This is a genomic window from Bacteriovorax sp. BSW11_IV, assembly GCF_000447755.1.
Taxonomy (GTDB): Bacteria; Bdellovibrionota; Bacteriovoracia; order Bacteriovoracales; family Bacteriovoracaceae; genus BSW11-IV.
In genome coordinates this window covers 1-19,574 of the sequence record NZ_AUNE01000038.1, presented here as the reverse complement: position 1 = coordinate 19,574, position 19,574 = coordinate 1, and the positions used below count along the sequence as shown (strand labels likewise).

Annotated in this window: 19 protein-coding genes and 1 tRNA gene; 15 read left to right on the top strand and 5 right to left on the bottom strand. The window is 36.5% G+C overall.

The window, feature by feature from the left end:
• Positions 1-27: 27 nt before the first annotated feature.
• Genes M899_RS10305 through M899_RS10295 form a run of 4 tightly spaced genes read left to right on the top strand, consistent with a single transcriptional unit; the run spans position 28 to position 4,285 of the window.
• Positions 28-2,853 (top strand): c-type cytochrome, encoded by a 2,826-nt coding sequence (locus M899_RS10305; RefSeq protein ID WP_021271414.1) that lies wholly within the window; start codon positions 28-30, stop codon positions 2,851-2,853.
• Positions 2,854-2,881: 28 nt separating this feature from the next.
• On the top strand, positions 2,882-3,517 hold the full coding sequence (locus M899_RS10300; RefSeq protein ID WP_021271417.1) for a cytochrome c oxidase subunit 3: 636 nt from the start codon (positions 2,882-2,884) through the stop codon (positions 3,515-3,517).
• 7 nt (positions 3,518-3,524) lie between these two features.
• On the top strand, positions 3,525-3,743 hold the full coding sequence (locus M899_RS18405) for a hypothetical protein (protein ID WP_155897180.1): 219 nt from the start codon (positions 3,525-3,527) through the stop codon (positions 3,741-3,743).
• Complete coding sequence (locus M899_RS10295) at positions 3,743-4,285, top strand: DUF420 domain-containing protein (protein WP_021271379.1); 543 nt, start codon at positions 3,743-3,745, stop codon at positions 4,283-4,285. Before M899_RS18405 ends, M899_RS10295 begins: the two co-directional genes overlap by 1 nt.
• Here M899_RS10295 and M899_RS10290 read toward each other — a convergent pair.
• Both M899_RS10290 and M899_RS10285 read right to left on the bottom strand, forming a co-directional pair.
• Positions 4,278-5,426, bottom strand: coding sequence for an aminotransferase class V-fold PLP-dependent enzyme (locus M899_RS10290; RefSeq protein ID WP_021271437.1), 1,149 nt, complete (start codon positions 5,424-5,426; stop codon positions 4,278-4,280). The genes M899_RS10295 and M899_RS10290 overlap by 8 nt on opposite strands.
• A gap of 1 nt (position 5,427) precedes the next feature.
• On the bottom strand, positions 5,428-6,522 hold the full coding sequence (locus M899_RS10285; protein WP_021271388.1) for a tryptophan 2,3-dioxygenase family protein: 1,095 nt from the start codon (positions 6,520-6,522) through the stop codon (positions 5,428-5,430).
• A 90-nt stretch (positions 6,523-6,612) separates the two neighbouring features.
• On the opposite strand from M899_RS10285, the gene M899_RS10280 reads away from it, so the two are divergent.
• The 9 genes from M899_RS10280 (at position 6,613) to M899_RS18400 (ending at position 14,840) form a co-directional block, all read left to right on the top strand.
• Positions 6,613-7,596, top strand: coding sequence for a COX15/CtaA family protein (locus tag M899_RS10280; RefSeq protein WP_021271406.1), 984 nt, complete (start codon positions 6,613-6,615; stop codon positions 7,594-7,596).
• Positions 7,597-7,669: 73 nt separating this feature from the next.
• On the top strand, positions 7,670-9,475 hold the full coding sequence (cyoE, locus tag M899_RS17770; RefSeq protein ID WP_021271453.1) for a heme o synthase: 1,806 nt from the start codon (positions 7,670-7,672) through the stop codon (positions 9,473-9,475).
• Between the two features lie 116 nt (positions 9,476-9,591).
• A complete protein-coding gene (locus M899_RS17765) occupies positions 9,592-10,401 on the top strand; it encodes a cytochrome c oxidase subunit II (RefSeq protein WP_021271392.1) in 810 nt (269 codons plus the stop codon).
• Positions 10,402-10,440: 39 nt separating this feature from the next.
• Positions 10,441-12,168: a cytochrome c oxidase subunit I gene (locus M899_RS10265; protein WP_021271432.1), complete on the top strand. Its 1,728-nt coding sequence runs from the start codon at positions 10,441-10,443 to the stop codon at positions 12,166-12,168.
• An 8-nt stretch (positions 12,169-12,176) separates the two neighbouring features.
• A complete protein-coding gene (locus M899_RS10260; protein WP_021271457.1) occupies positions 12,177-12,758 on the top strand; it encodes a cytochrome c oxidase subunit 3 in 582 nt (193 codons plus the stop codon).
• A gap of 11 nt (positions 12,759-12,769) precedes the next feature.
• Positions 12,770-13,657, top strand: a complete 888-nt coding sequence (locus tag M899_RS10255) for a c-type cytochrome (RefSeq protein WP_021271426.1) — start codon at positions 12,770-12,772, stop codon at positions 13,655-13,657.
• A gap of 2 nt (positions 13,658-13,659) precedes the next feature.
• A complete protein-coding gene (locus M899_RS10250; protein ID WP_021271377.1) occupies positions 13,660-14,349 on the top strand; it encodes an SCO family protein in 690 nt (229 codons plus the stop codon).
• A 9-nt stretch (positions 14,350-14,358) separates the two neighbouring features.
• The gene (locus tag M899_RS10245; RefSeq protein WP_021271466.1) at positions 14,359-14,646 is read left to right on the top strand and encodes a cytochrome C oxidase subunit IV family protein; all 288 of its coding nucleotides are present in this window, start codon (positions 14,359-14,361) and stop codon (positions 14,644-14,646) included.
• A 26-nt stretch (positions 14,647-14,672) separates the two neighbouring features.
• On the top strand, positions 14,673-14,840 hold the full coding sequence (locus M899_RS18400; protein ID WP_021271398.1) for a hypothetical protein: 168 nt from the start codon (positions 14,673-14,675) through the stop codon (positions 14,838-14,840).
• A gap of 28 nt (positions 14,841-14,868) precedes the next feature.
• Here the strand turns inward: M899_RS18400 and M899_RS10240 are convergent, their stop codons facing one another.
• Positions 14,869-15,231: a hypothetical protein gene (locus tag M899_RS10240; RefSeq protein ID WP_021271418.1), complete on the bottom strand. Its 363-nt coding sequence runs from the start codon at positions 15,229-15,231 to the stop codon at positions 14,869-14,871.
• Between the two features lie 259 nt (positions 15,232-15,490).
• Here M899_RS10240 and M899_RS10235 point away from each other — a divergent pair, with 259 nt between their 5' ends.
• Complete coding sequence (locus tag M899_RS10235; RefSeq protein ID WP_021271403.1) at positions 15,491-17,887, top strand: hypothetical protein; 2,397 nt, start codon at positions 15,491-15,493, stop codon at positions 17,885-17,887.
• Between the two features lie 26 nt (positions 17,888-17,913).
• Here the strand turns inward: M899_RS10235 and M899_RS10230 are convergent, their stop codons facing one another.
• Both M899_RS10230 and M899_RS10225 read right to left on the bottom strand, forming a co-directional pair.
• Positions 17,914-18,333, bottom strand: a complete 420-nt coding sequence (locus M899_RS10230) for a hypothetical protein (RefSeq protein ID WP_034728820.1) — start codon at positions 18,331-18,333, stop codon at positions 17,914-17,916.
• A gap of 212 nt (positions 18,334-18,545) precedes the next feature.
• A complete protein-coding gene (locus tag M899_RS10225) occupies positions 18,546-19,121 on the bottom strand; it encodes a peptidylprolyl isomerase (protein ID WP_021271435.1) in 576 nt (191 codons plus the stop codon).
• 225 nt (positions 19,122-19,346) lie between these two features.
• On the opposite strand from M899_RS10225, the gene M899_RS10220 reads away from it, so the two are divergent.
• Positions 19,347-19,422, top strand: a tRNA-Ala gene (locus tag M899_RS10220).
• Positions 19,423-19,574: the final 152 nt, after the last annotated feature.

Here is a 19,574-nt window from a genome sequence, read left to right as displayed (position 1 = left end):
CCGAGAACAAAGAAAGGGTTTTTGACGATGAGTAAAAAGAATGAGCCAGGAATGGCCTTTAACATGGATAAACTGAACAAGGTATTTGCCTTCTTCTCAGTTGCGCTATTAATTACGGTTGTATGGGTTTTCTTGGATGACTATATCCGTCCATGGAAAGCTATCCAAGTAGAAGCAATGAAGATTAAAAAATCTAAACTTGCTGGACAAGTAGCGGAAGAAGAAAAAACTATCGATAAAGATAAGGTTGCTGATCTAGAAAAGAAAATTGAAGAAGCGAAAGCTAACGTTGCTTCTAAAAAAGAAACAATTGATCAGATCACTGACGAATTAGAGCAAATTCTTAAGCATATTAAAGAAGAGACGATTATCAATGGTCGTCTTAACTCTCAAGTTGCTGCACTTACTTTCAAGTGGGAGAACGCACATTCTCACCATAAAGCAAATGCAGGCGACCTATTTAAGAAGCTAAGAGAAGAAAAAAGGCTATTCGCTGAATCGAAAGACAGAATGAAGGCCCTTCAGGCTCAGGAAAAAACAAAAAACAAAGCAATTGCTGCTGAGAAATCTGACCTTACTACATTAGAAAAAGAACTTACTGGTATTACTATGAAGCTTGATCTATTGCAGAAGGCGGAGTCGAAGCTTGCTCTTAATCCACTTTTTGCATTAAGAAACGCTCCTTTTGTTGATTTCTTAGATCCAACAGTGAAGATTCACCAAATCGTACTTGAAAATATTACTGATGATAGATACTTCCAACACGTTCCAAAGGTTGATAGATGTATTACTTGTCACACTTTTATTGATCAAGAAGGTTACGAAGATCAACCGAATCCACACAAGACTCACCCGAAGCTTGATATGATGGTTGGGGCAAATTCAACTCACCCGATGAAGAAATTTGGTTGTACAACTTGTCACGGTGGTGAAGGTCATAGAGTAACTAATTTCAATTCAGCGGCTCACATTCCTCAGAATGAAGAGCAAAAAGCTGAGTGGATTCAGAAATATCACTGGCATGCTCCACACAAAGTGCCTATCGAAATGTTCAAGAAGCAACATTCTGAAGCCGGTTGTGTTAAGTGTCACACTGAAACTCAATATCTTCCTGGAGCAACAGCTCTTAATGAAGGTAGAAGAAATATTGAAAAGTTTGGATGTTATGCTTGTCACAAAATCGAAGGGTGGGAGCATAAGCGTAAACCAGGTCCAAGTTTAGAGAAAATTGCAGCGAAAGTTGATAAAGAATTCTTTAAAAACTGGGTATGGGATCCGAAGTCATTTAATAAGCATGCAAAAATGCCTTCTTTCTTCATGCAAATGAACAATACGAAGAAAGATGAATTTATTAAAAAGAATATTGCAGAAGTTAATGCTATTGCAGAATTCATTTACGATAAGTCTAAGCCTTACAAGCCTTTCATGAAGTACTCTGGTGGTAATTCTGAAAAAGGAAAAGAGCTAGTTAAGTCTGTAGGATGTATGGCATGTCACGGAGTAGATGATTTTGCTCCTGAATCTAAGAAAGTTAATGCTCACGCAGGTCCATTCCTTACTGGAATTGGGTCTAAAGTAGATGCAGATTGGCTAGTGTCTTGGTTAAAGAAACCATCTCACTACCAAGAAGATACAATTATGCCTTCTTTCCGTCTAACAGACAGAGAAGCTAATGACATCACTGCTTACTTAATGAGCATGAAAAATAAGAAGTTCGAATCTTTAAAGTTTGAAGATATGAGCAAAGAACTTAGAGATGAACTACTTGTTGAGTACTTCTCTGCGTTTGATACTGAAGAAGTTGCTAAGAAGAAGCTTGCTAGCATGAGCGATAGAGAAAGAACTCTAGAGCTTGGTTACAGATCTGTTGGTAAGTACGGATGTTACTCATGTCACTCGATTGAAGGATTTGATGGTAGAGCTCCAATTGGTCCAGAACTTACAAAAGTTGGTTCTAAACCACTTACTCAATTTGGTTTCTCTCACGAGTACGATGTAGAAAAATCAAGAGATGGTTGGATTAAAGCTCACCTTATCAATCCTAGAAGATGGGATAACGGTGTAGATAAGCCATTCAAAGATTTACTAAGAATGCCTAACTTCGATATGTCTGAAAAAGAAGCTGAGACAATTACGACAGCTCTACTTGGACAGGTTGCAGATAAAGTTCCTCTATCAGGTGTTAAGAGACTTGATGCTAGAGAAGCTGTTGTTGCAGAAGGTATGAAAGTTGTACAAAAATTCAACTGTGTTGGTTGTCACCAAATTGATGGAATGTTCGGAGACATCGTTAATATGTATCCAGATGATATCAATGAAGCGCCACCAAGACTTGTTGGTGAAGGACATAGAGTTCAAGCTGATTGGTTCCACTTCTTCTTAAACAATGTTTATAAGATCAGACCATGGTTGAACGTAAGAATGCCATCATTTGTTCTTTCAAATGATGAAAGAAATAAGATTGTAGCTATGTTCCAAGCAAAAGCTGGACAAGAAACTTTCGAAGAAAACTATGAGACAGTTAAATGGTTACCTGGTGAAAGAGAAGGGGCAGTAAAACTATTTAAGAGTTTAGACTGTGCTTCTTGTCACACTACTGGATTTAACAAAGAAGATCCAACTGCACCAAATCTTCACTTTGCGAAGAGAAGACTAAGAGCAAGCTGGATTAAGAAGTGGTTACATGATCCACAAAAAATTCTTCCAGGAACAGTAATGCCATCTTTCTGGGAAAATGGTGAAAGTACAGATACAGAAGTATTTGGTGGAGATGCTGAGAAGCAAATCAATGCACTTACTAAGTACCTTCTGGAAATTGGTGAAGATAAATATTCTCCAGAGACTAAAAAATAGTCTCTGGGTTTCCTTATAGGAGATAGAAATGGGTCACGCTACTCACGAAGTTAAAGTTCACGATGGGCTAATCTCATATCCAAACGATCCTCAGTTTGGAAAAGCTTCCCCAGGTAAAGTTGGGATGTGGTTGTTCTTAGGAACGGATGCTATGTCTTTTTCTGGGTTCCTTATTGCTTATGCTGTTTTACGTGCCACTAAAGATTGGCCAAATCCAGTTGAAGCGCTAGGTGGTGTACACCTTTCAGGGATTATGACTTTTATTCTTATCTGTTCTTCAGTATCTATGGTTATGTCTATTGATGCATGTAAAAGAAGAGCAAGACAGGAAATGCTAAACTGGTTGCTTGCAACTATCGTAGGTGGAGCGATCTTCCTTGGTATTCAAGCGTACGAGTACTATCACTTGATGGATGCTATGGGTATGACTTTTAGTACCTATGCTCATGGAAATAACCTATTTTCATCAACTTTCTTCTCTATTACAGGGTTTCACGGACTCCACGTACTATCTGGTGTTCTTTACCTTTGTTATATGTATAAGCAAGCTCTTGATGGACGATTTGATAAAGGTGATTACGGACAGTTAGAAATTGCTGGACTATTCTGGCACTTTGTTGACCTTGTTTGGATTCTAGTTTTCACATTTATCTACCTACTGTAATAAAAAGATGAAGTACTTAATTTCAATTTTTTTCTTATTTATTGTGTTTGCGGGAGAGGTTATGGCCTGTCCTGCATGCGCAGGTTCTCTTCAAAATCCAAAAGATAAGTTCCTTGTTTATTCTTTAATGATTTTCATCGCACTTATCTATATTCCTTTCTATCTTCTTTATAGAACGATCTATAAGAATAGAAATTTGAATCAAATAACTGAACCAAAAGCGTAATGAGCTCAAGCGAAATTAACTCAGTAGATAAAAAGGCCTATGCGGTAATTGGTGTTGTAAGCACACTGGTTATCGCTTTTTTATTTTGGTTAATTTATGTGAATGAAGGTCGTAGTTCAGACCATGTAATGATCTCTTATCTACCTGCTCTGAATGCAGCTCTTAATACTCTAACAACAATTTTACTGATTGTTGGCTACTGGTTTATTAAGAATGGGAAGAAGTCTAAGCATATCGCCTCAATGTTGGGTGCCACTGCAACATCAGCTTGTTTTCTTATTAGCTATATTATTTATCACCACTACCATGGTGATACGAAATTTTTGGGTGAAGGACTAGTTAGGCCAATCTATTTTTTCATTCTTATTACTCATATTGTTTTGAGCACAGTAATGGTTCCCATGATATTTGCTACTTTATGGCACGGACTTAGAGGGAATTTTAAATCTCACAAGAAAATTGCAAAGTTCACTTTTCCAATTTGGATTTATGTTTCAATTACTGGAGTGGCCATTTTCTTCTTCTTAAAAATCTTTAATTAAGATTTTTCAAAAAAGAGAAATCTAAGCTTTCATCATGGTACATCCCAAAACCAAATCTGAGTCGATCATTTCTAAAATCTGTCTGAATACCAATTTTTGATAATTGATTATAGAGTTCTTTAGTCTTTACGGGATCACCTATTTGAAATGTAAAGAAATGCCCATGGTAATCGGCTTCATTTATAAGCAATGAATTCTTGCTTACGAGACCATGCTCAGGAAGTTCTTTAAGGAAATTTGATTGAATTTTTTGAATATGCTTATGAATAGCTGAAGTTGAAATATGCTCAAGGTCAAACAGTCCTAGGGTCGCGTTTAATCTATACATCGCAGTGAAATCCATTGTTGCTCCAGCAAATTTGAATCCACTTGAAGAGTAGGTAACGTTTTGTCCTTCAGTTTTATTTTCTAAATTATCCATTTCTGCAAACCAGCCAGTTTGCATTGGTCTTAAGTCATTGTCTGGGCATGACATGAAACAGCAGCCTTCTCCACCTTGAGCATATTTATATGAACCAGCAATATAGAAGCATTTATTTTCGATATCACTGAGATCTGTTGGAATGGCCATGAAGCCATGGTAACCATCTACGGCCACAATACTCTTTTTGTAAAAAGCATTAACGATATTCTTAAATCCTTTAACTGCTAGTCCACTGTTAAAGAAAACATGGCTAAAGAAGACGAGATCGTAAGTATGTTCTTGTTCAGCTAAAAAACGCTCTTCAAAAGTTTCGATAGGGAGAACTGGAATTTTTTTTACTTTAATGTTTTCCCACTCGCTTAGTCTTTGAATTTGTCTTTCGAATGAATGATATTCACTATCAGTTGTTAGAATTGAGATTTCATTTCTTAAATCAAGAGCACTCAAAAGACGAAAGGCCAACTCGTGTGTGTTTGGAGCAAACGCAATCCTCGAGGGATTTACAATATTCAAATTTTTAGCAATAAGTCTCTGCGCTTTGGGGATAACATTCGAAAATATATGCCCCCATTTTTCATCCACATATTTTGCAGTATCATCCCAATACTCTAGCGTTGCTTCTCTTGTACAGTCTGGCCAATAGTGGTGACTGTGACAGGCCATATGAAGTTTGCCCTTATTTGCTTCTAGAAATCTTGAATAATACTTCTTGAACATTTTAACCTCTAAAATGAAAACCTAAATGATCAGTTAGTTGCACAGGCAGTTTTGGCATCTCAGATTTTGGAATAATAAATGTCGAAAGATCAAAAAGATCATTATATACACGATTATTATCGGCCGCTCTTTTTAAATAAACGTGACCAGAGCTTCCTCCCGTTCCAATCTTTGTTCCTAGCATTCGATGGGCCATGATGGAGTGACGATAGCGCCATGTTGTAAAGTTCTCATCTATGTCCATTAGGTTTCTAAGAAATACATAAGGAAGATGTAGAATCGGTTCCTCACGATACATGAGAATGAAAAGAGCATTTAAAGTTGCAGTTCTTGAGAGCTTTCTTTTCTTAAGTTCAATGAGTTTATTATGAGCATCTTCGTCTAAAAGTGAGTTGAAAGTTTCTTTTGTGGCCTTAAGATTTTCTAATTGAATTTCTCTCGCCCTATCTGTTAGAGAAGCTATATTTCCTGAAATGATTTCTTCATCTCTTTTAAACATTCCTTCAACAGCATCACGATATGAATTCCAAAAGTCGAAACCTTCGAATTTTGTAAAAGGCATTCTCTCTAGCCAATTCTGAACTAAAACAAGTAGCGACTCATGTTTTTCAACTTCATTGATAACTTCTTTGTCTTCGTCATTTAGTCTACCAGTAAAGAATTCACGATCGACATCGATACGATCTGTGGTTTTTAATCCCATCATAATTTCAATTGTTCGAAACTGAACGCTTTGAAATCCAGAAGCTGGAACTAGCAGATCTCTAAATTCTAAAAAATCCATTGGAGTCATCGTCTCCATAACTTCAAGTTGATTTAACAGAAGGCCTTGAATTTTTTTTATTCTTTCAAGACGAAAAACACATTTTGAAAGTTCTTTCTCAGCAATTGAAGGAAGACTGAAAGTCTCTCTAATTGATTTTAGTTCATGGATGATTTGCTTAAACCAAAGTTCGTATACTTGGTGAACAACAATAAAAAGCATTTCATCATGGGCCTCATGGCCAACTTCTTTTGATTTAGCATGTTGGCTATCAAGAAGTTTATTCAGATGTAAGTAGTCGCTATAATATGTTGGGCCAATATTTCGGTTCATGATCAAAACCATCCTTTTGTTCTTTTGACTTTTTTAGTTATTCTACTGTATTTGAAAGAGGTTCCTCAATCTTCCAAGGTGAGTTTTTCCATGGCATTTGTCAGTAAACGTAATTTTAAAAGCTTCATTAACATTGTTCTTATAACTGTTTATATCTTAATTTTAATCGGTGGCATCGTGCGCAGCACTGGTTCTGGACTAGGGTGTCCTGATTGGCCAACTTGTTTTGGTAAGATTGTCCCCCCAACAGATATTAGTCAGTTACCAACGGATTATAAGATGCAATTTGCTATTAAAGGCAAAGAGATTGCTGATTTCAATGTCGTTAAAACATGGACTGAATATTTAAATAGATTATTTGGAATGCTAACAGGATTTTTTATTCTCATCCTATCCGTTTTAGCATTTTCTTATAGAAAATCAGATAAGCGAATTTTCTGGCTTGCGCAATTTAATTTGATTGCCGTCATTTTCCAAGGTTGGCTTGGTGCAGTCGTTGTTTCAACACATTTAAAACCAGTGATCATAACCCTTCACATGGTAATGGCCATCGTGATTGTTTTTATACTTCTACAAAAAAAGAAATATCTACTGGAAGAAGAAGTTGTCACAAAGACTCTGTCACAATCGGATTTTACTCTTTTAAGAAGACTTTCAATTGTTGTAATGGTTCTGACAATGATCCAAGTTGTTCTTGGGACCCAAGTTCGAGAGGCGGTTGATCATGTTGCAAAAGGATTACTGGAAGGGGAGAGAGAGGCCTGGCTTTCAACTCTAGGCCCAGTCTTTTATATTCACAGATCGTATTCAATCTTATTAGTACTGATTCAAGGTTTCTTTTCTTATAAACTTTTTTTGATGAGTGGCGTTAATCCAAGACTACGATTTCATAACTTAGGAATGATTTTTTCTGTTTTATTGTCGTTAATTGCGGGGATTTCGCTCGTATATTTCCACTTTCCGCGCTCGATGCAGCCAGTGCATTTAGTGGCAGCGGTAATGTTAATGGGCTTCCAGTATACTTGTTTTTGCGACATAAATTTACTCGCTCCAAAGAAGAACAACAGAGCATAAAAAGTACGCCTTTTCTTGCACAAGCATGACCTCTTGGGTATAAGACAGGCCATACTATGTATTCAAGAAAATAATGAAAAAAAATATTTTATTTATAAATATTCTCATCCTCATCGGCTTCCTATTAATGGCGGCCGGAGGTCTATTGCAACAAACGGGTGCTGGACTTAATTGTCCTTCATGGCCAGTGTGTTATGAGACATCATTCACAGTTGAAGGCATGCTGCCAACTTTTCACAGAATCCTCGGACTGGTGGCCTTCATTTTTACGATTATCGTAACTTTCTCGATCAGAAAAAGTACAACAGACACTGTATTGAAGAAAAAAGCGCTTATTCCTTTTTTTATAATCATTACAGAAGGCGGCCTAGGAGCTGTTAGTGCGATCTATAAGTTGCCTACACTTGTTTCAATTTGCCACTTTGCTCTTTCTATTTTCTATATTTGCTCGTTGGTAAATCTAAAATCACTTTTAACAGAAACTGACATTGCTCAAGAGCTAATTGAAAAATTTAAAAAAGGTTATAAAGCAAATACTCGTAATGGTATCTTGTTTTGCTTTGCTCTAGTTTTCATCCAAGCAATGCTTGGACTTCTTGTTCAAAAATCAGGAGCAGGAAAAGTTTGTGGCCTCGGCGTTGAAGATGTTCACCTTTGTGTCGTTCAGGGACTCGGGCAATTTTCATTTTGGCCTCCAATTAATGAAGGGCAGTTGAATATGGCCCATCGCTTTTTAGGAATTTTGACAATCCTGATCTCGTTCTATTTTAGTACCAATGTCGTAGTATTATGTCGTAAGGCCTTGAATAGTTCGTTTGCACAAAGTTTAATGAGAAGCACGTCGCTAACTTTGGTTCTTTTGTCTGTATTGGCCTTTACTGCCAAAAAATTACTTCAATTTGAAAACAGAGATATTTTTGTAAGTCTTCACTTTGCAGCGGCCATTATTGCTTTATTCAAACTTTGGACAATTAATAAAATGCTTGAAGATCTTGAATCAAAGATGTTCCCAAGTGGACTTCATACACTTTGGTCTGATCTTGTGATGCTGACAAAGCCAAAGCTTGCAGGACTTGTAATGGTTACTGTTGGGGTAGGAATTTTACTCGCTCCTAAACCAATCGGTTTTTTTAAGGCCATTTTATCGTTCTTTTTGGTGCAACTTGTTGTAATGGGCGCGGCCATTTTGAATTGCTACATCGAAAAAGATGTTGATGCGAAGATGGAGAGGACAAAGGACCGACCACTTCCAGCTGGCAGAATGAAGCCAATCGTGGCCCTCGTTTATGGTTGGGTCTGCCTGATTATTTCTTTGCCACTCATTTATTTCTATATCAACCCTGTGACTTCGTACCTTGCTGCGATCGCTGCAGTTCTATATTTATATGCTTACACGCCATTGAAGCAAAAAAGCCCAACGGCCGTCTATGTTGGGGCCATTCCTGGCGCAATCCCTCCTGTTTTAGGTTGGACGCTTGTTATGGGTGAGATGGATGTGATGGCCTGGGTACTTTTTGCAATTCTTTTCGTGTGGCAACTTCCGCACTTCCTGGCCATTTCAATTTATCATTCACAGGATTATGGTGCGGCGAGCATTAAAGTTTATCCAAACCAAAATGGAATGGGTCCAACGAAGATTGGTATTGCGGCCTTTACAGTTGTTCTCGCAATTGTAGCGATTATGCCTTATGTTAATGGGCTTAATACAAAAGTTTTTGCTTGGTTTAGTTTTATTTTAAATTTAGCTTTTGTTGCACTTTCGTTTGTTGGCTTCTTTAAATCTGATGAAGCATCGCAAAAAGATTGGGCAAGAAATTATTTTTGGGCGTCGATAATTTATTTACCTTTATTGCTAGGTTCCATGATTTTCTTCAGATAGGTTCGATTTCGAGCTTTAAAGCGTAGAAAAAACGTCCAAAAAAATATAGAATAGAACAGATTTTAATATGACATATGTTTTTATAATGACTTCATGATTTTTGAAGGGAAAAGTTTATGAGTTTTTTTATGCCGTTACTTTCTGCTGCAGCTGTTGATACTGCAACAAAATCAATGAGTCTTTGGGAACGCATGACGCCTCCTGAAGATATTTCTGTTCATGGTCACTTGATCGATTGGCTATTTGCCTACACGACTTACCTGAACATTTTCTTCTTTGCGCTTGTATGTGCAGGGCTATTTGGTTTTTCTTTTTTCTATTCAGCAAAAAGACATCCGAAAGCGCACTACACTTACGGGAACAAAAAGATTCACGTAATTGTTGCGACAATTATTGGTCTATCGGTATTTATTGGTATCGATATGAACATTACAAGAATGTCGAACAATGATTACATTGGCGTTTTTGCTAACTGGCCAAAAGAGGATGAGAATCCACTTAAGGTAGAAGTTCTTGCGCAACAATGGGCATGGAACTTTCGTTATGCAGGTAAAGACGGGGTTTTCAATACTGAAGACGACGTAGTTTATCTAAATGATCTACGCCTTCCAGTTGGGAGAAAAGTTCTTTTCCAAATTCTTTCTAAAGACGTTATCCACTCACTTTATTTTCCGAATGCGAGAAGAAAAGTTGATGCGATTCCTGGACGTTTAACAAGACTTTGGTTCCAACCTACAAAAGCTGGGGATTGGGATATTGCTTGTGCTGAAATGTGTGGAACATATCACTACAGAATGAAAGCTCACCTTACAACTTACTCTGAAGAAGATTTCAAGCGTTGGATGGATGAAGCTGAAGAGAAAGCATTATCAGTAAATGATCCAGAAAATCCAGAACTTTTCTGGGGCTGGCGTTGGGACTGGTAATTTAAAAGTAATTAGAACTCTTTAAGGAGATATAAGAAAATGGCATTTTTTGAACAACACATTCACGAAGCGCCGAAGACTTTTTTGTCGAAGTATATTTTTTCATTCGATCACAAAGTCATTGGTAAGCAGTTTTTATGGTACGGAATCTTCTTCCTAGGTGTTGGTGGAATCATGGCACTCATGATTCGTTGGACACTAGCATTCCCTGGAGTTGCTTTTCCTTTAATTGGTAAACTAATGTTCCCAGAAACGGGAGGAGTAGTTCCACCAGATACATACGCCATGCTATTTACAATGCACGGTACGATCATGATCTTCTATGCAATCACTCCAATTCTTATCGGAGCGTTTGGTAACTTCCTCATTCCTTTAATGATTGGGGCAAGAGACATGGTTTTCCCTCTACTTAATATGCTATCTTTTTGGATTGCGTTTGTTTCAGCGATTTTACTTCTTGCTGGACTATTCACTCCTCTAGGTGCCGCTGCAGGTGGATGGACATCTTATCCAACTCTTTCAACACTAATTGGATCTCCAGGTGTTGGACAAACTCTTTGGGCCATGGCCATTTTTGTCCTTGGGGTTTCGTCAACAATGGGTGCAATTAACTACATTACGACAATTATTGTTCTTAGAGCTCCGGGGATGGGATATTTCGATATGCCACTATCTGTTTGGGGTCTAGGTCTAACAGCAATTCTTAATGCTATTTTCCTTCCAGTTCTTGGAGCTGGTGTACTACTTCTTATCTTTGATAGAGTTTTCGGAACAACTTTCTTCCTAGCTGGTGCTGCTGCAACTTCTGGGACAGGGGACCCGATCTTATTCCAACACGTATTTTGGATTTTCGGTCACCCTGAAGTTTACATCCTAATTCTTCCAGCTTGGGGTATTGTATCTGACCTTCTTTCATTCTTTGCAAGAAAGCCAGCATTTGGAGCGAAAGCAACAGCTCTTTCAATGACTTCAATTACAATTCTTTCAACAATTGTTTACGGTCACCATATGTTTACGACTCAGATGTCTCCACTTCTGACTCAATCATTTATGACTCTAACAATGACTATCTCTATCCCATCTGCAATTTTCTTTGCTAACTGGTTAGGGACTATTTGGAAAGGATCTATCAGATTCCATTCACCAATGCTTTTCTCTCTTGGGGTAGTATTCGTATTTGGTCTTGGTGGTCTTACAGGTCTTTACTTAGGTACAGTTACAACTGACCTTTACCTACACGATACATACTTTGTAGTTGGTCACTTCCACTACACTATGGCCGCATCAGTTCTTCTTGGTGGATTTGCTGCTTGTTACTTCTGGATGCCAAAAATGTTTGGAACTATGATGAACGAGTTTTGGGCAAAAGTTCACTTTTGGATCACAATGCTAGGTCTGAACGGAATTTTCATGGGTATGATGATTGTAGGGTACGCAGGTATGCACAGACGTCTATACAACCCATTTGTTTACGATTTCATGCAAAAGATGATTCCAATTAATACATTTATTACTTGGTCAGCAATTGTAATGGGTCTATCTCAAATTATTTTTGTAATTAACTTTGTTCACGCTGTTTTCTTTAAGAAAGAAAAAGCTTCTGACAACCCTTGGGAAGTTGGAACACTTGAATGGACTATTCCATCTCCAGCACCGAACTATAACTTTAAGGAAATCCCTGTTGTTAAATGCGGACCACACGAGTTTGGTAACCCAAATCTAACTGGTTCAAGAGATTTCCAATATCAAACTGAAGAACTGGCGTAAGGTAAAAAATGGTTGCAAGAACAGAAATCGCAAGCGTTGAAGGTAGAAAGATCACATCATCAATTGGGATGATCTTTCTTCTCGTTTCTTTTTCAATGCTTTTTGCAACTTTACTTTTAGGTTATGCGATTTATCGCGTAACGGCCGACGAGTGGCCACCAATGGGAATGCAAAGAGTGCCATTGTTCTTACCAACGGTAAGTACATTTATTATCGCTCTAAGCAGTTTGGCCCTTTGGAAGTTTGAGGAATTCTTCGAGCAGAAGAAATATGAAAATCTTCTTCTGCCTTTTATTGGCACAGTTGTTCTTGGATGCGCCTTCATGGGTGTTCAATTCAGACTTTGGAGCTCAATGAAAGACATGGGAATTTTCGTTGAAGGTGGGGTTTTCCCATCATTAATGTATTCTCTAACTTGGATTCACGCGGCCCACATCGTTGCAGGTTTGATTTCGTTGTTATTTTTGATTCCAGCGATGGTTTCTAAGAACTATGACAAATACATTACTACAGTAAGTAATGTGAGTAAGTTCTGGCACTTTTTAGGCATCGTTTGGCTTTTAATGTATGTTGTGATGTTTGTTTTATAATGAGGATAGCTATGAGAAAAGCATTTAAGCTTCTAATTGGATTCAGTGTTTTAGCATCTCTTGTGGGATGTGGTGAGAAACACTTTTTAGAGGATAAAGTTTTTGCTGGTGGAGTGTATGCGCCAAAAGCTGCACTAAACAAAGGGAAGTCAATCTATACGGAATACTGTATGGCATGTCACGGTGTAAACGGTGATGGACATGGTGTTGCGGCGAAAGGTCTTCAAGTGCCACCAAGAGATTTTACAAAAGGTGTATTCAAGTTTGGTCAAGTTCCAACTGGTGAACTTCCACACGATGGAGACTTCTACAAAATTCTTAAAGAAGGACTACACGGAACAGCAATGCTTCCTTGGGACCTTACACACGATCAAATGTTTGCAGTTGTTCAATATATCAAAACTTTCGCACCAGCTGTTTGGGAAGGTAAGGATAAGAAGCTAGGAACTGCGATTGTTGTTACAAAAGATCCATATGGCCCAGCTCACGAATCAAGTGCTATCCAAAGAGGTAAAGAAGTTTATCACGCGGTTGCAAACTGTCAGTCTTGTCACAGAGCTTATGTTGGTCACAAAGAATTTAGTGACATCAACCTTAAAGTAAACGGTGAGAAAGTTACAGATTTCGATCCAGATATGTACAAGATCAAAATGCAAGAAACAGAGTGGGGATTTAAGTCAATGCCACCTGAATTTACTTGGGACTTTGTTCGTTCAGCAACAACAGTTCAAGATCTTTATATCAGACTTAATGCTGGTGTTGGTGGAACTGCAATGCCAAGCTGGAAAGATACAATTTCTGATGAAGACGTATGGGCAGTTGCTCACTACGTGAAGTATCTAATGGATCTTAAAAACACGCCTGCAAGAAAGGCATTAATGGATTCAATTTCTAAATAATTATGGAAGAGACAAAAAGTTTAGGATTCAAAAGAAATAATTCAAAAGTAGAAAAGCTTGTGACTAGCAAGCTTTTCTGGCTTCTTTTTGTAATCGCGAACTTTTCTTATCCAATATATAGATCAATTACGAGAGAGCTACCTGCTCCATTGCCAAAAATTTCTCAAATTCCTGTGTATAGTTTTACAAATGAATTCAAAAAACCATTTGGAACTGAGGAACTTAAGGGAAGAACTTATATTGCGAACTTTATTTTCACAAACTGTCCTTCGTCTTGTTTAAGACTAACTCAGGAAATGGAAAAAATTCAAAAAAGAGTAAGAGGCCTTGGAAATAAGATTGCTCTAGTTTCTTTCACTGTAGATCCAGAGAACGATAGCCCTGAAGAATTGTTTAAATATTCACGTAAACATAATGCTAATCCATACATCTGGAATTTTTTAACAGGTGGATTCGAAGACTTGAATAAAACAATTGTTAATGGATTCAATGTTCCTATGGGTGAAAAGATGCCAGTGAAGGGACTTGTGGACGGAGAAGAAGTTACAATGATGGACATCGCCCACAGTGAAAAGTTTGTATTAGTTGATCGCGATGGATTTATTCGTGGGTACTATAATTCAGACAAAGACAGCGTTAATAAAATGATGATTGACGTTGGTTTGTTAGTTAACTCAACAGAAAATTTTTAAGGAGTATATATGTCAGAAGGAACGAAGCCACATAGCCACTTTAAACTTTATATGATTATTTTCGTTGCTCTAGCTGCACTTACTGCTATTGAGGTAGTAATTCCTGGAATGGCGAGTCTTACAAAATTCCAAAAAGGAAGTTCACTTACTTTCCTTGCGCTTGGAAAAGCATTTTTAGTTGCTTATTTTTATATGCACTTAAATGAAGAAACAAAGTGGTTAAAGTTTGTTGCGGCAATTCCATGTTCGGCATTTTTGTATGCAGCAGTACTTGTAATCGAGAGCATGTTTAGATAGAATTTGTTTGTAACAAGGATGTTATTATGGAAAACGAATCAAAAACTTCTTCAATTGTATCTGAGAAGACTGTGCCGATAAAAGATGGCCAGTTTCATTTCGAAACTTGGTGGATTATCGGATTTCTGGTTGTAGCTCTAATCCTTCTTAAAACTTTTATCTACATTAAAGACGACAAAAGAGATGGAAAATAAAAAAGACCCGAAAGGGTCTTTTTTTTTGTTAATCGAAGAAGAATTTCTTCTGTTTCTTTTCTTGGATATGGGCCTGAATTGAAATTGCTAAGTCTTTTTCACTAATATCAGGACTATTTGTATTCTTTGTACATATGATATCAAGTTCAGATCTTGAAATTGCACTAAGTAGTTCAATCTTATTAATTCGATGTTTTTCTAGAAATTCATCTGTGATTGCACAACTTCTTGCTTCGACAGACTTTTCTTTTAAATTTTGAAATTTCGCAACTAAAGTAATTCCATTTTCACTTGTCTTTGCTTGTGAAATATTCTCGGGCGTGTAGCTCCAGGCAAATGTTTGCTGAATTAAAATAAAGGAAGAAATGAGAAGAAGTCTTTTTTTAACCATAATTAATCCAATGAAGTTTTTTAATTCTTATGGAGCAAGATTATGGCCAAAAAGAATGTCGATTTTTGGGGATTTACAGCAATTCGATGTTCACTGATTGTACATACTTGCAAATGATTGACGCTTTATAGTTAATATTCAGAACTTTTTTCTTTTATTTTAATTTTTCACGCAATTTTAAATATTTAGTCAATAGTCCAAAATTTGCCATTACTTTGGAGAATTTCTTACAATTTTATAAAAAATCAGGATGAAAATTATGAAATGGATTTCATTGGCACTCTTTTTGGGTTCTTTTTCTACATTAGCCGCTTTGTCGCCGGCCCAAATTTTATTAAATGCCTATTCTTCTCAATGTCCACAGACTGTTACTTCAGCAGTTAGGGGGTCATTAATTAATGTTCAGAAACTTATTTCAGTTGTTGAAGACATAAAAAAGAATTCAAGTTGTTACTCAGGTAGTGATTTTTCAGGAGTTTTTGGTCCTTTTCATGAAACTTATTCAAATTATGAAATTTATAGAAATATTCGTGGTGATAAATTAAAGCTAGAACAACAGGTAAGAAAGCAAGTAATTGCTATGAATATGCCGGGTCTCTCTGAAACAGAGAGAGAATATTTGGAAGAGGCCATTTTTAATTCACAATCTGAAATTATAGGGCTTGAATCTGAAATTGCTCGTTTTAACTATTTATCTAAAGATTTTGGTCTAGGAACATCACAGTTTTTAACTAGTGTGAACGGTTTTTTACAGTCATGGGCAGAAAGTCCACAATGTTTTGATAAGCAAACTTCAAATATATCTTCATTAATTAGTAATGGGCTAATGGCCGCGAGTTCTTTCACTGATCCAGGGACAGCAATTGCTTTGGCAACTGGAGGCGTATTAGTAAATTCAATCGGACAATTCATTGCTAATTTCAAGCACAATAAACTTTTAGAAAATTTAAGTGATATTCAAATGCCTACGGCTGTTCGATGTGTTTCGGAAGCTCTTTCGAATCAATATTGTGATGCTGCAGATACATTGGACCTAATCGACACTTATAAAGAAGAATTTGGTAAAGATATTCATCGATTTGAAGGTATTGATCTTATTTCTAAACATATGGTCGAATTAAGACGTTGGTTAACTGAAATCCATGCGGGAAGTCCGATTTCAGATGAGGGGGAGATGCAAAGGCGTTCAAAGCCTTTTGATCAATGGGTACTGCTCACTAAAATTAAAGATCATATTAAAACTTATGAAAATATGAGAAGGCAGTTGATTTCCACTGCCACAACAACTGTGGAAAAAACAGAAGTTATTGCAGGTGGTATTGTTGGACTTGCAAATATCTTAAAAGAGCCAACACTTAGTCCATCAACTGAATCAACTGGTTCATCTGGTTGTTATGGATCTAGTTGTGAAAGCAAGGTTGAGAATCCAATTTTTGAAAAGAGATCTATGAGTTTGTTGGCCTATCAAATTTTCAATCCAGCAATAACTAATGTACCAAGTTGTAATTCAGATGGAACACCCTGTGATAGTTTTAGAACTTATGTAAGATCAAGTGGATTAACTTTTTCAGATGAAAACTGGATTCAATTTACATCAAATGCTTTGAGAATTGTTGAAGTGACACTTGATGAAGTTAATCTTATGAGAGCAAAGACTATTTCAGCAGATCCATTTCAAGTATTGGCCGGGGCAAGAAGGGATACTGGAAGTATAGGTAAAACTAATGCATACAATTCTTTGAAAATGATTTCTAAGAACGCCGAACGAGTTTCATCATATTTGACAGAAATTGCATGTGTAAAAGATCCTGAAGAATGTGAGAGTGGGATACCAACTATTTTTAACGCTTACTTTGATCGAATTAAAGATGTTCAAAATACAAAGGCAATAAACGATACGATTCTTTATTTATTAAAAAGTGCTCTTGCTCACAGGGATATTGCTAACGACCAATGGCCCGAATTGTGTAGAACGACAGAAGAAAAATCAGATTTAACTTTGCCAGATATTGATTATGAAATAGATGAAAGAGCTTTAAAAGTATCAATATGTATAAGTAAAATTCTAAAACTGAACGATAGAGGAGTTGATTTCTTTTTTGGAAAAGTTCGATCATTTGTGAGTTATGAAGTGGAAGCGATGGTTTCTGATGATAAATTTTCCGAGAGAATAAAAGATATACTTTATGCGACAAGATCTGATCTTGTACACTCGCTTGTATCTACCTATGGAAAAGAAGGAGATTTACCTCTAGAAGTCGTTGAGACTGGATTTGAAACTTCCCTTGGTATTACAGTAGAGACGACTGACATATTCTTTGAAACTTTTGCAGATCAAATCTATAAGACGTTAGAAAAAGCAAAAATGACCGAAAATGTACTCGCAAACTTATGTTTTAGATTACTTCCTTATGCTGGTGACCAGAAAAATAATAGAGAATTTTTAAGTAAAATATTTGATAGATGTAATGGTGTTACTTTGCAAGAGTATAAAAACGGTCCAAAATTAGCATGGAATGACTATGTAGAGCATAAGAAAGTTTCTGGAAGATATAACTATGTATCAAAGAGAGGACAGAGAGAGAATTACTGTTCACTAAGGCAGTATTATTTGAAAAATACGATATTCAAAAATCGAAACAAAATAACAGAATAAAAAAAGGCCCGATAATGGGCCTTTTTTTAATTGCAGGAAATTTCACTACTAAAATATAAGGAACAGGCCATATTCTTATTTGAACACTCATTTGTATCTAGGGTGAAAAGGGAGATATTATTACAAGTTTTATTAGAACCCTTCTCCACAAAAACAGAAAAATTCTGCCTTCTAACAGTAAGACCCTTTTTCATTGCCTTAATACTTAGTAAGTTTTCTCCATAGTGTAGGAGTGGAGGATGTTTAGAATAATTTGCCCAGAGATTAACTTTACTTGCGCTTCTATAGTTAGACGGATCATAAAAAAGACTCATATCCCTTTCATCACCGTGATGATCTCTATATGAAATGGTTAATAAATCAGCGTCTAAAAAATCATCAACAAAATAATCAAATGAAGAGGGAAACAACTGTTCGTCTTCACAGTTAAAAGTATTCTTAATCATAGAGTGATCATTGTCTTTGCATAATATAGTAATCGAACCCCTCAACTTATGTGAAGTGAAAGTATCTCCATTACTAAAGCTTATAGCGTATGATTGGTTTAATAAAAAAAAGAAAAGGAAAAAGAAATTCATACAACCTCCGATTAAGAAGATCATATGAATACTGGAAGTTAATGTGAATGTTTTATAAGAGAATGTGCTCCAAGAATGGATTACTTAAGTAGAATAAGACTAATAATTTTATCACCCTTATTAATTTTATGAAGTATCTCAAGGCCTTTGGTTACTTTACCTATAATAGTATACTTGCCATCTAATTCAGGACTTTCACTTAAAGAAATGTAGAATTGCGAATCAGCACTATTAATATCATTGGGAAAACGTGCCATTCCTACAGTGCCAAGTGTGTGTATATGAGAGTTAAACTCTGCAGGTAGTTTTCTTCCACTACCACCGTTACCTGTATTGGTAGGATCACCACTTTGAATAACGAAGTTCTTTTCTACTCTATGGAATAGTAAACCATCGTAAAAGCCATTTTGAATAAGCTCTAGAAAGCGCTCTACATTAACGGGAGCATCTTTTGGAAAAAATTTGATCGTTATATTTCCATGAACAGTCTTAATAACGGCAGAAATAGTAGAAGTACCGGTCTCATCTACTAATAAAAGAGAATTATTCTCATTTTCAGCACTTTTTTTGTCTTTATTACTAATGTTTTCTTGAAAAAAGCACGAAGTGAGCTGGCAACTTAGAAAGAGCATGGTGAAAAACGCGGTCTTTTTCATGTGTAATCCTCAAAAAAGGGGCTTTTTTAAGCTGTAGCTTATACTAAGCATTATCTTAAGATAATAATGTATAAATAATTAATATCATTTTGAAAAAAAATGTAAAAAAAATCAAAAAAAATAAAAAAAAAGTGAAAATAGTGTTGACACTTTAACTAGGGTGCCTTAAATTCAGCGTCACCTCAGAACGAAACGCACTTACGAAACGGTTGAGAAATTAACTGTGGGGGTGTAGCTCAGTTGGGAGAGCATCTGCTTTGCACGCAGAGGGTCGCAGGTTCGACTCCTGTCATCTCCACCACTTGAGTGAATATTGTTCTGCTCTTTTACAATTTAATAGAAAGTTAAAGTTTATCACTTCGGTGATAAAAGATGAGAAAGAATCCTTGAAGTTTAAGATGAGGAATTCGGCGTAACTAAATCACAGTACTAAAGTTGATGTTGTTAAAATGT

What these genes read in the sequence shown, in the direction of transcription:
- M899_RS10245 (WP_021271466.1), top strand. Translation starts at nt 14,359, where the DNA reads ATGTCAGAAGGAACGAAGCCACATAGCCACTTTAAACTTTATATGATT.
- M899_RS10255 (WP_021271426.1), top strand. Translation starts at nt 12,770, where the DNA reads ATGAGAAAAGCATTTAAGCTTCTAATTGGATTCAGTGTTTTAGCATCT.
- M899_RS10290 (WP_021271437.1), bottom strand. Translation starts at nt 5,426, where the DNA reads ATGTTCAAGAAGTATTATTCAAGATTTCTAGAAGCAAATAAGGGCAAA.
- M899_RS10285 (WP_021271388.1), bottom strand. Translation starts at nt 6,522, where the DNA reads ATGAACCGAAATATTGGCCCAACATATTATAGCGACTACTTACATCTG.
- M899_RS10250 (WP_021271377.1), top strand. Translation starts at nt 13,660, where the DNA reads ATGGAAGAGACAAAAAGTTTAGGATTCAAAAGAAATAATTCAAAAGTA.
- M899_RS10260 (WP_021271457.1), top strand. Translation starts at nt 12,177, where the DNA reads ATGGTTGCAAGAACAGAAATCGCAAGCGTTGAAGGTAGAAAGATCACA.
- M899_RS10280 (WP_021271406.1), top strand. Translation starts at nt 6,613, where the DNA reads ATGGCATTTGTCAGTAAACGTAATTTTAAAAGCTTCATTAACATTGTT.
- M899_RS10305 (WP_021271414.1), top strand. Translation starts at nt 28, where the DNA reads ATGAGTAAAAAGAATGAGCCAGGAATGGCCTTTAACATGGATAAACTG.
- M899_RS10225 (WP_021271435.1), bottom strand. Translation starts at nt 19,121, where the DNA reads ATGAAAAAGACCGCGTTTTTCACCATGCTCTTTCTAAGTTGCCAGCTC.
- M899_RS10230 (WP_034728820.1), bottom strand. Translation starts at nt 18,333, where the DNA reads ATGATTAAGAATACTTTTAACTGTGAAGACGAACAGTTGTTTCCCTCT.
- M899_RS10265 (WP_021271432.1), top strand. Translation starts at nt 10,441, where the DNA reads ATGGCATTTTTTGAACAACACATTCACGAAGCGCCGAAGACTTTTTTG.
- M899_RS17765 (WP_021271392.1), top strand. Translation starts at nt 9,592, where the DNA reads ATGAGTTTTTTTATGCCGTTACTTTCTGCTGCAGCTGTTGATACTGCA.
- M899_RS10240 (WP_021271418.1), bottom strand. Translation starts at nt 15,231, where the DNA reads ATGGTTAAAAAAAGACTTCTTCTCATTTCTTCCTTTATTTTAATTCAG.
- M899_RS10295 (WP_021271379.1), top strand. Translation starts at nt 3,743, where the DNA reads ATGAGCTCAAGCGAAATTAACTCAGTAGATAAAAAGGCCTATGCGGTA.
- M899_RS18400 (WP_021271398.1), top strand. Translation starts at nt 14,673, where the DNA reads ATGGAAAACGAATCAAAAACTTCTTCAATTGTATCTGAGAAGACTGTG.
- M899_RS10235 (WP_021271403.1), top strand. Translation starts at nt 15,491, where the DNA reads ATGAAATGGATTTCATTGGCACTCTTTTTGGGTTCTTTTTCTACATTA.
- cyoE (WP_021271453.1), top strand. Translation starts at nt 7,670, where the DNA reads ATGAAAAAAAATATTTTATTTATAAATATTCTCATCCTCATCGGCTTC.
- M899_RS18405 (WP_155897180.1), top strand. Translation starts at nt 3,525, where the DNA reads ATGAAGTACTTAATTTCAATTTTTTTCTTATTTATTGTGTTTGCGGGA.
- M899_RS10300 (WP_021271417.1), top strand. Translation starts at nt 2,882, where the DNA reads ATGGGTCACGCTACTCACGAAGTTAAAGTTCACGATGGGCTAATCTCA.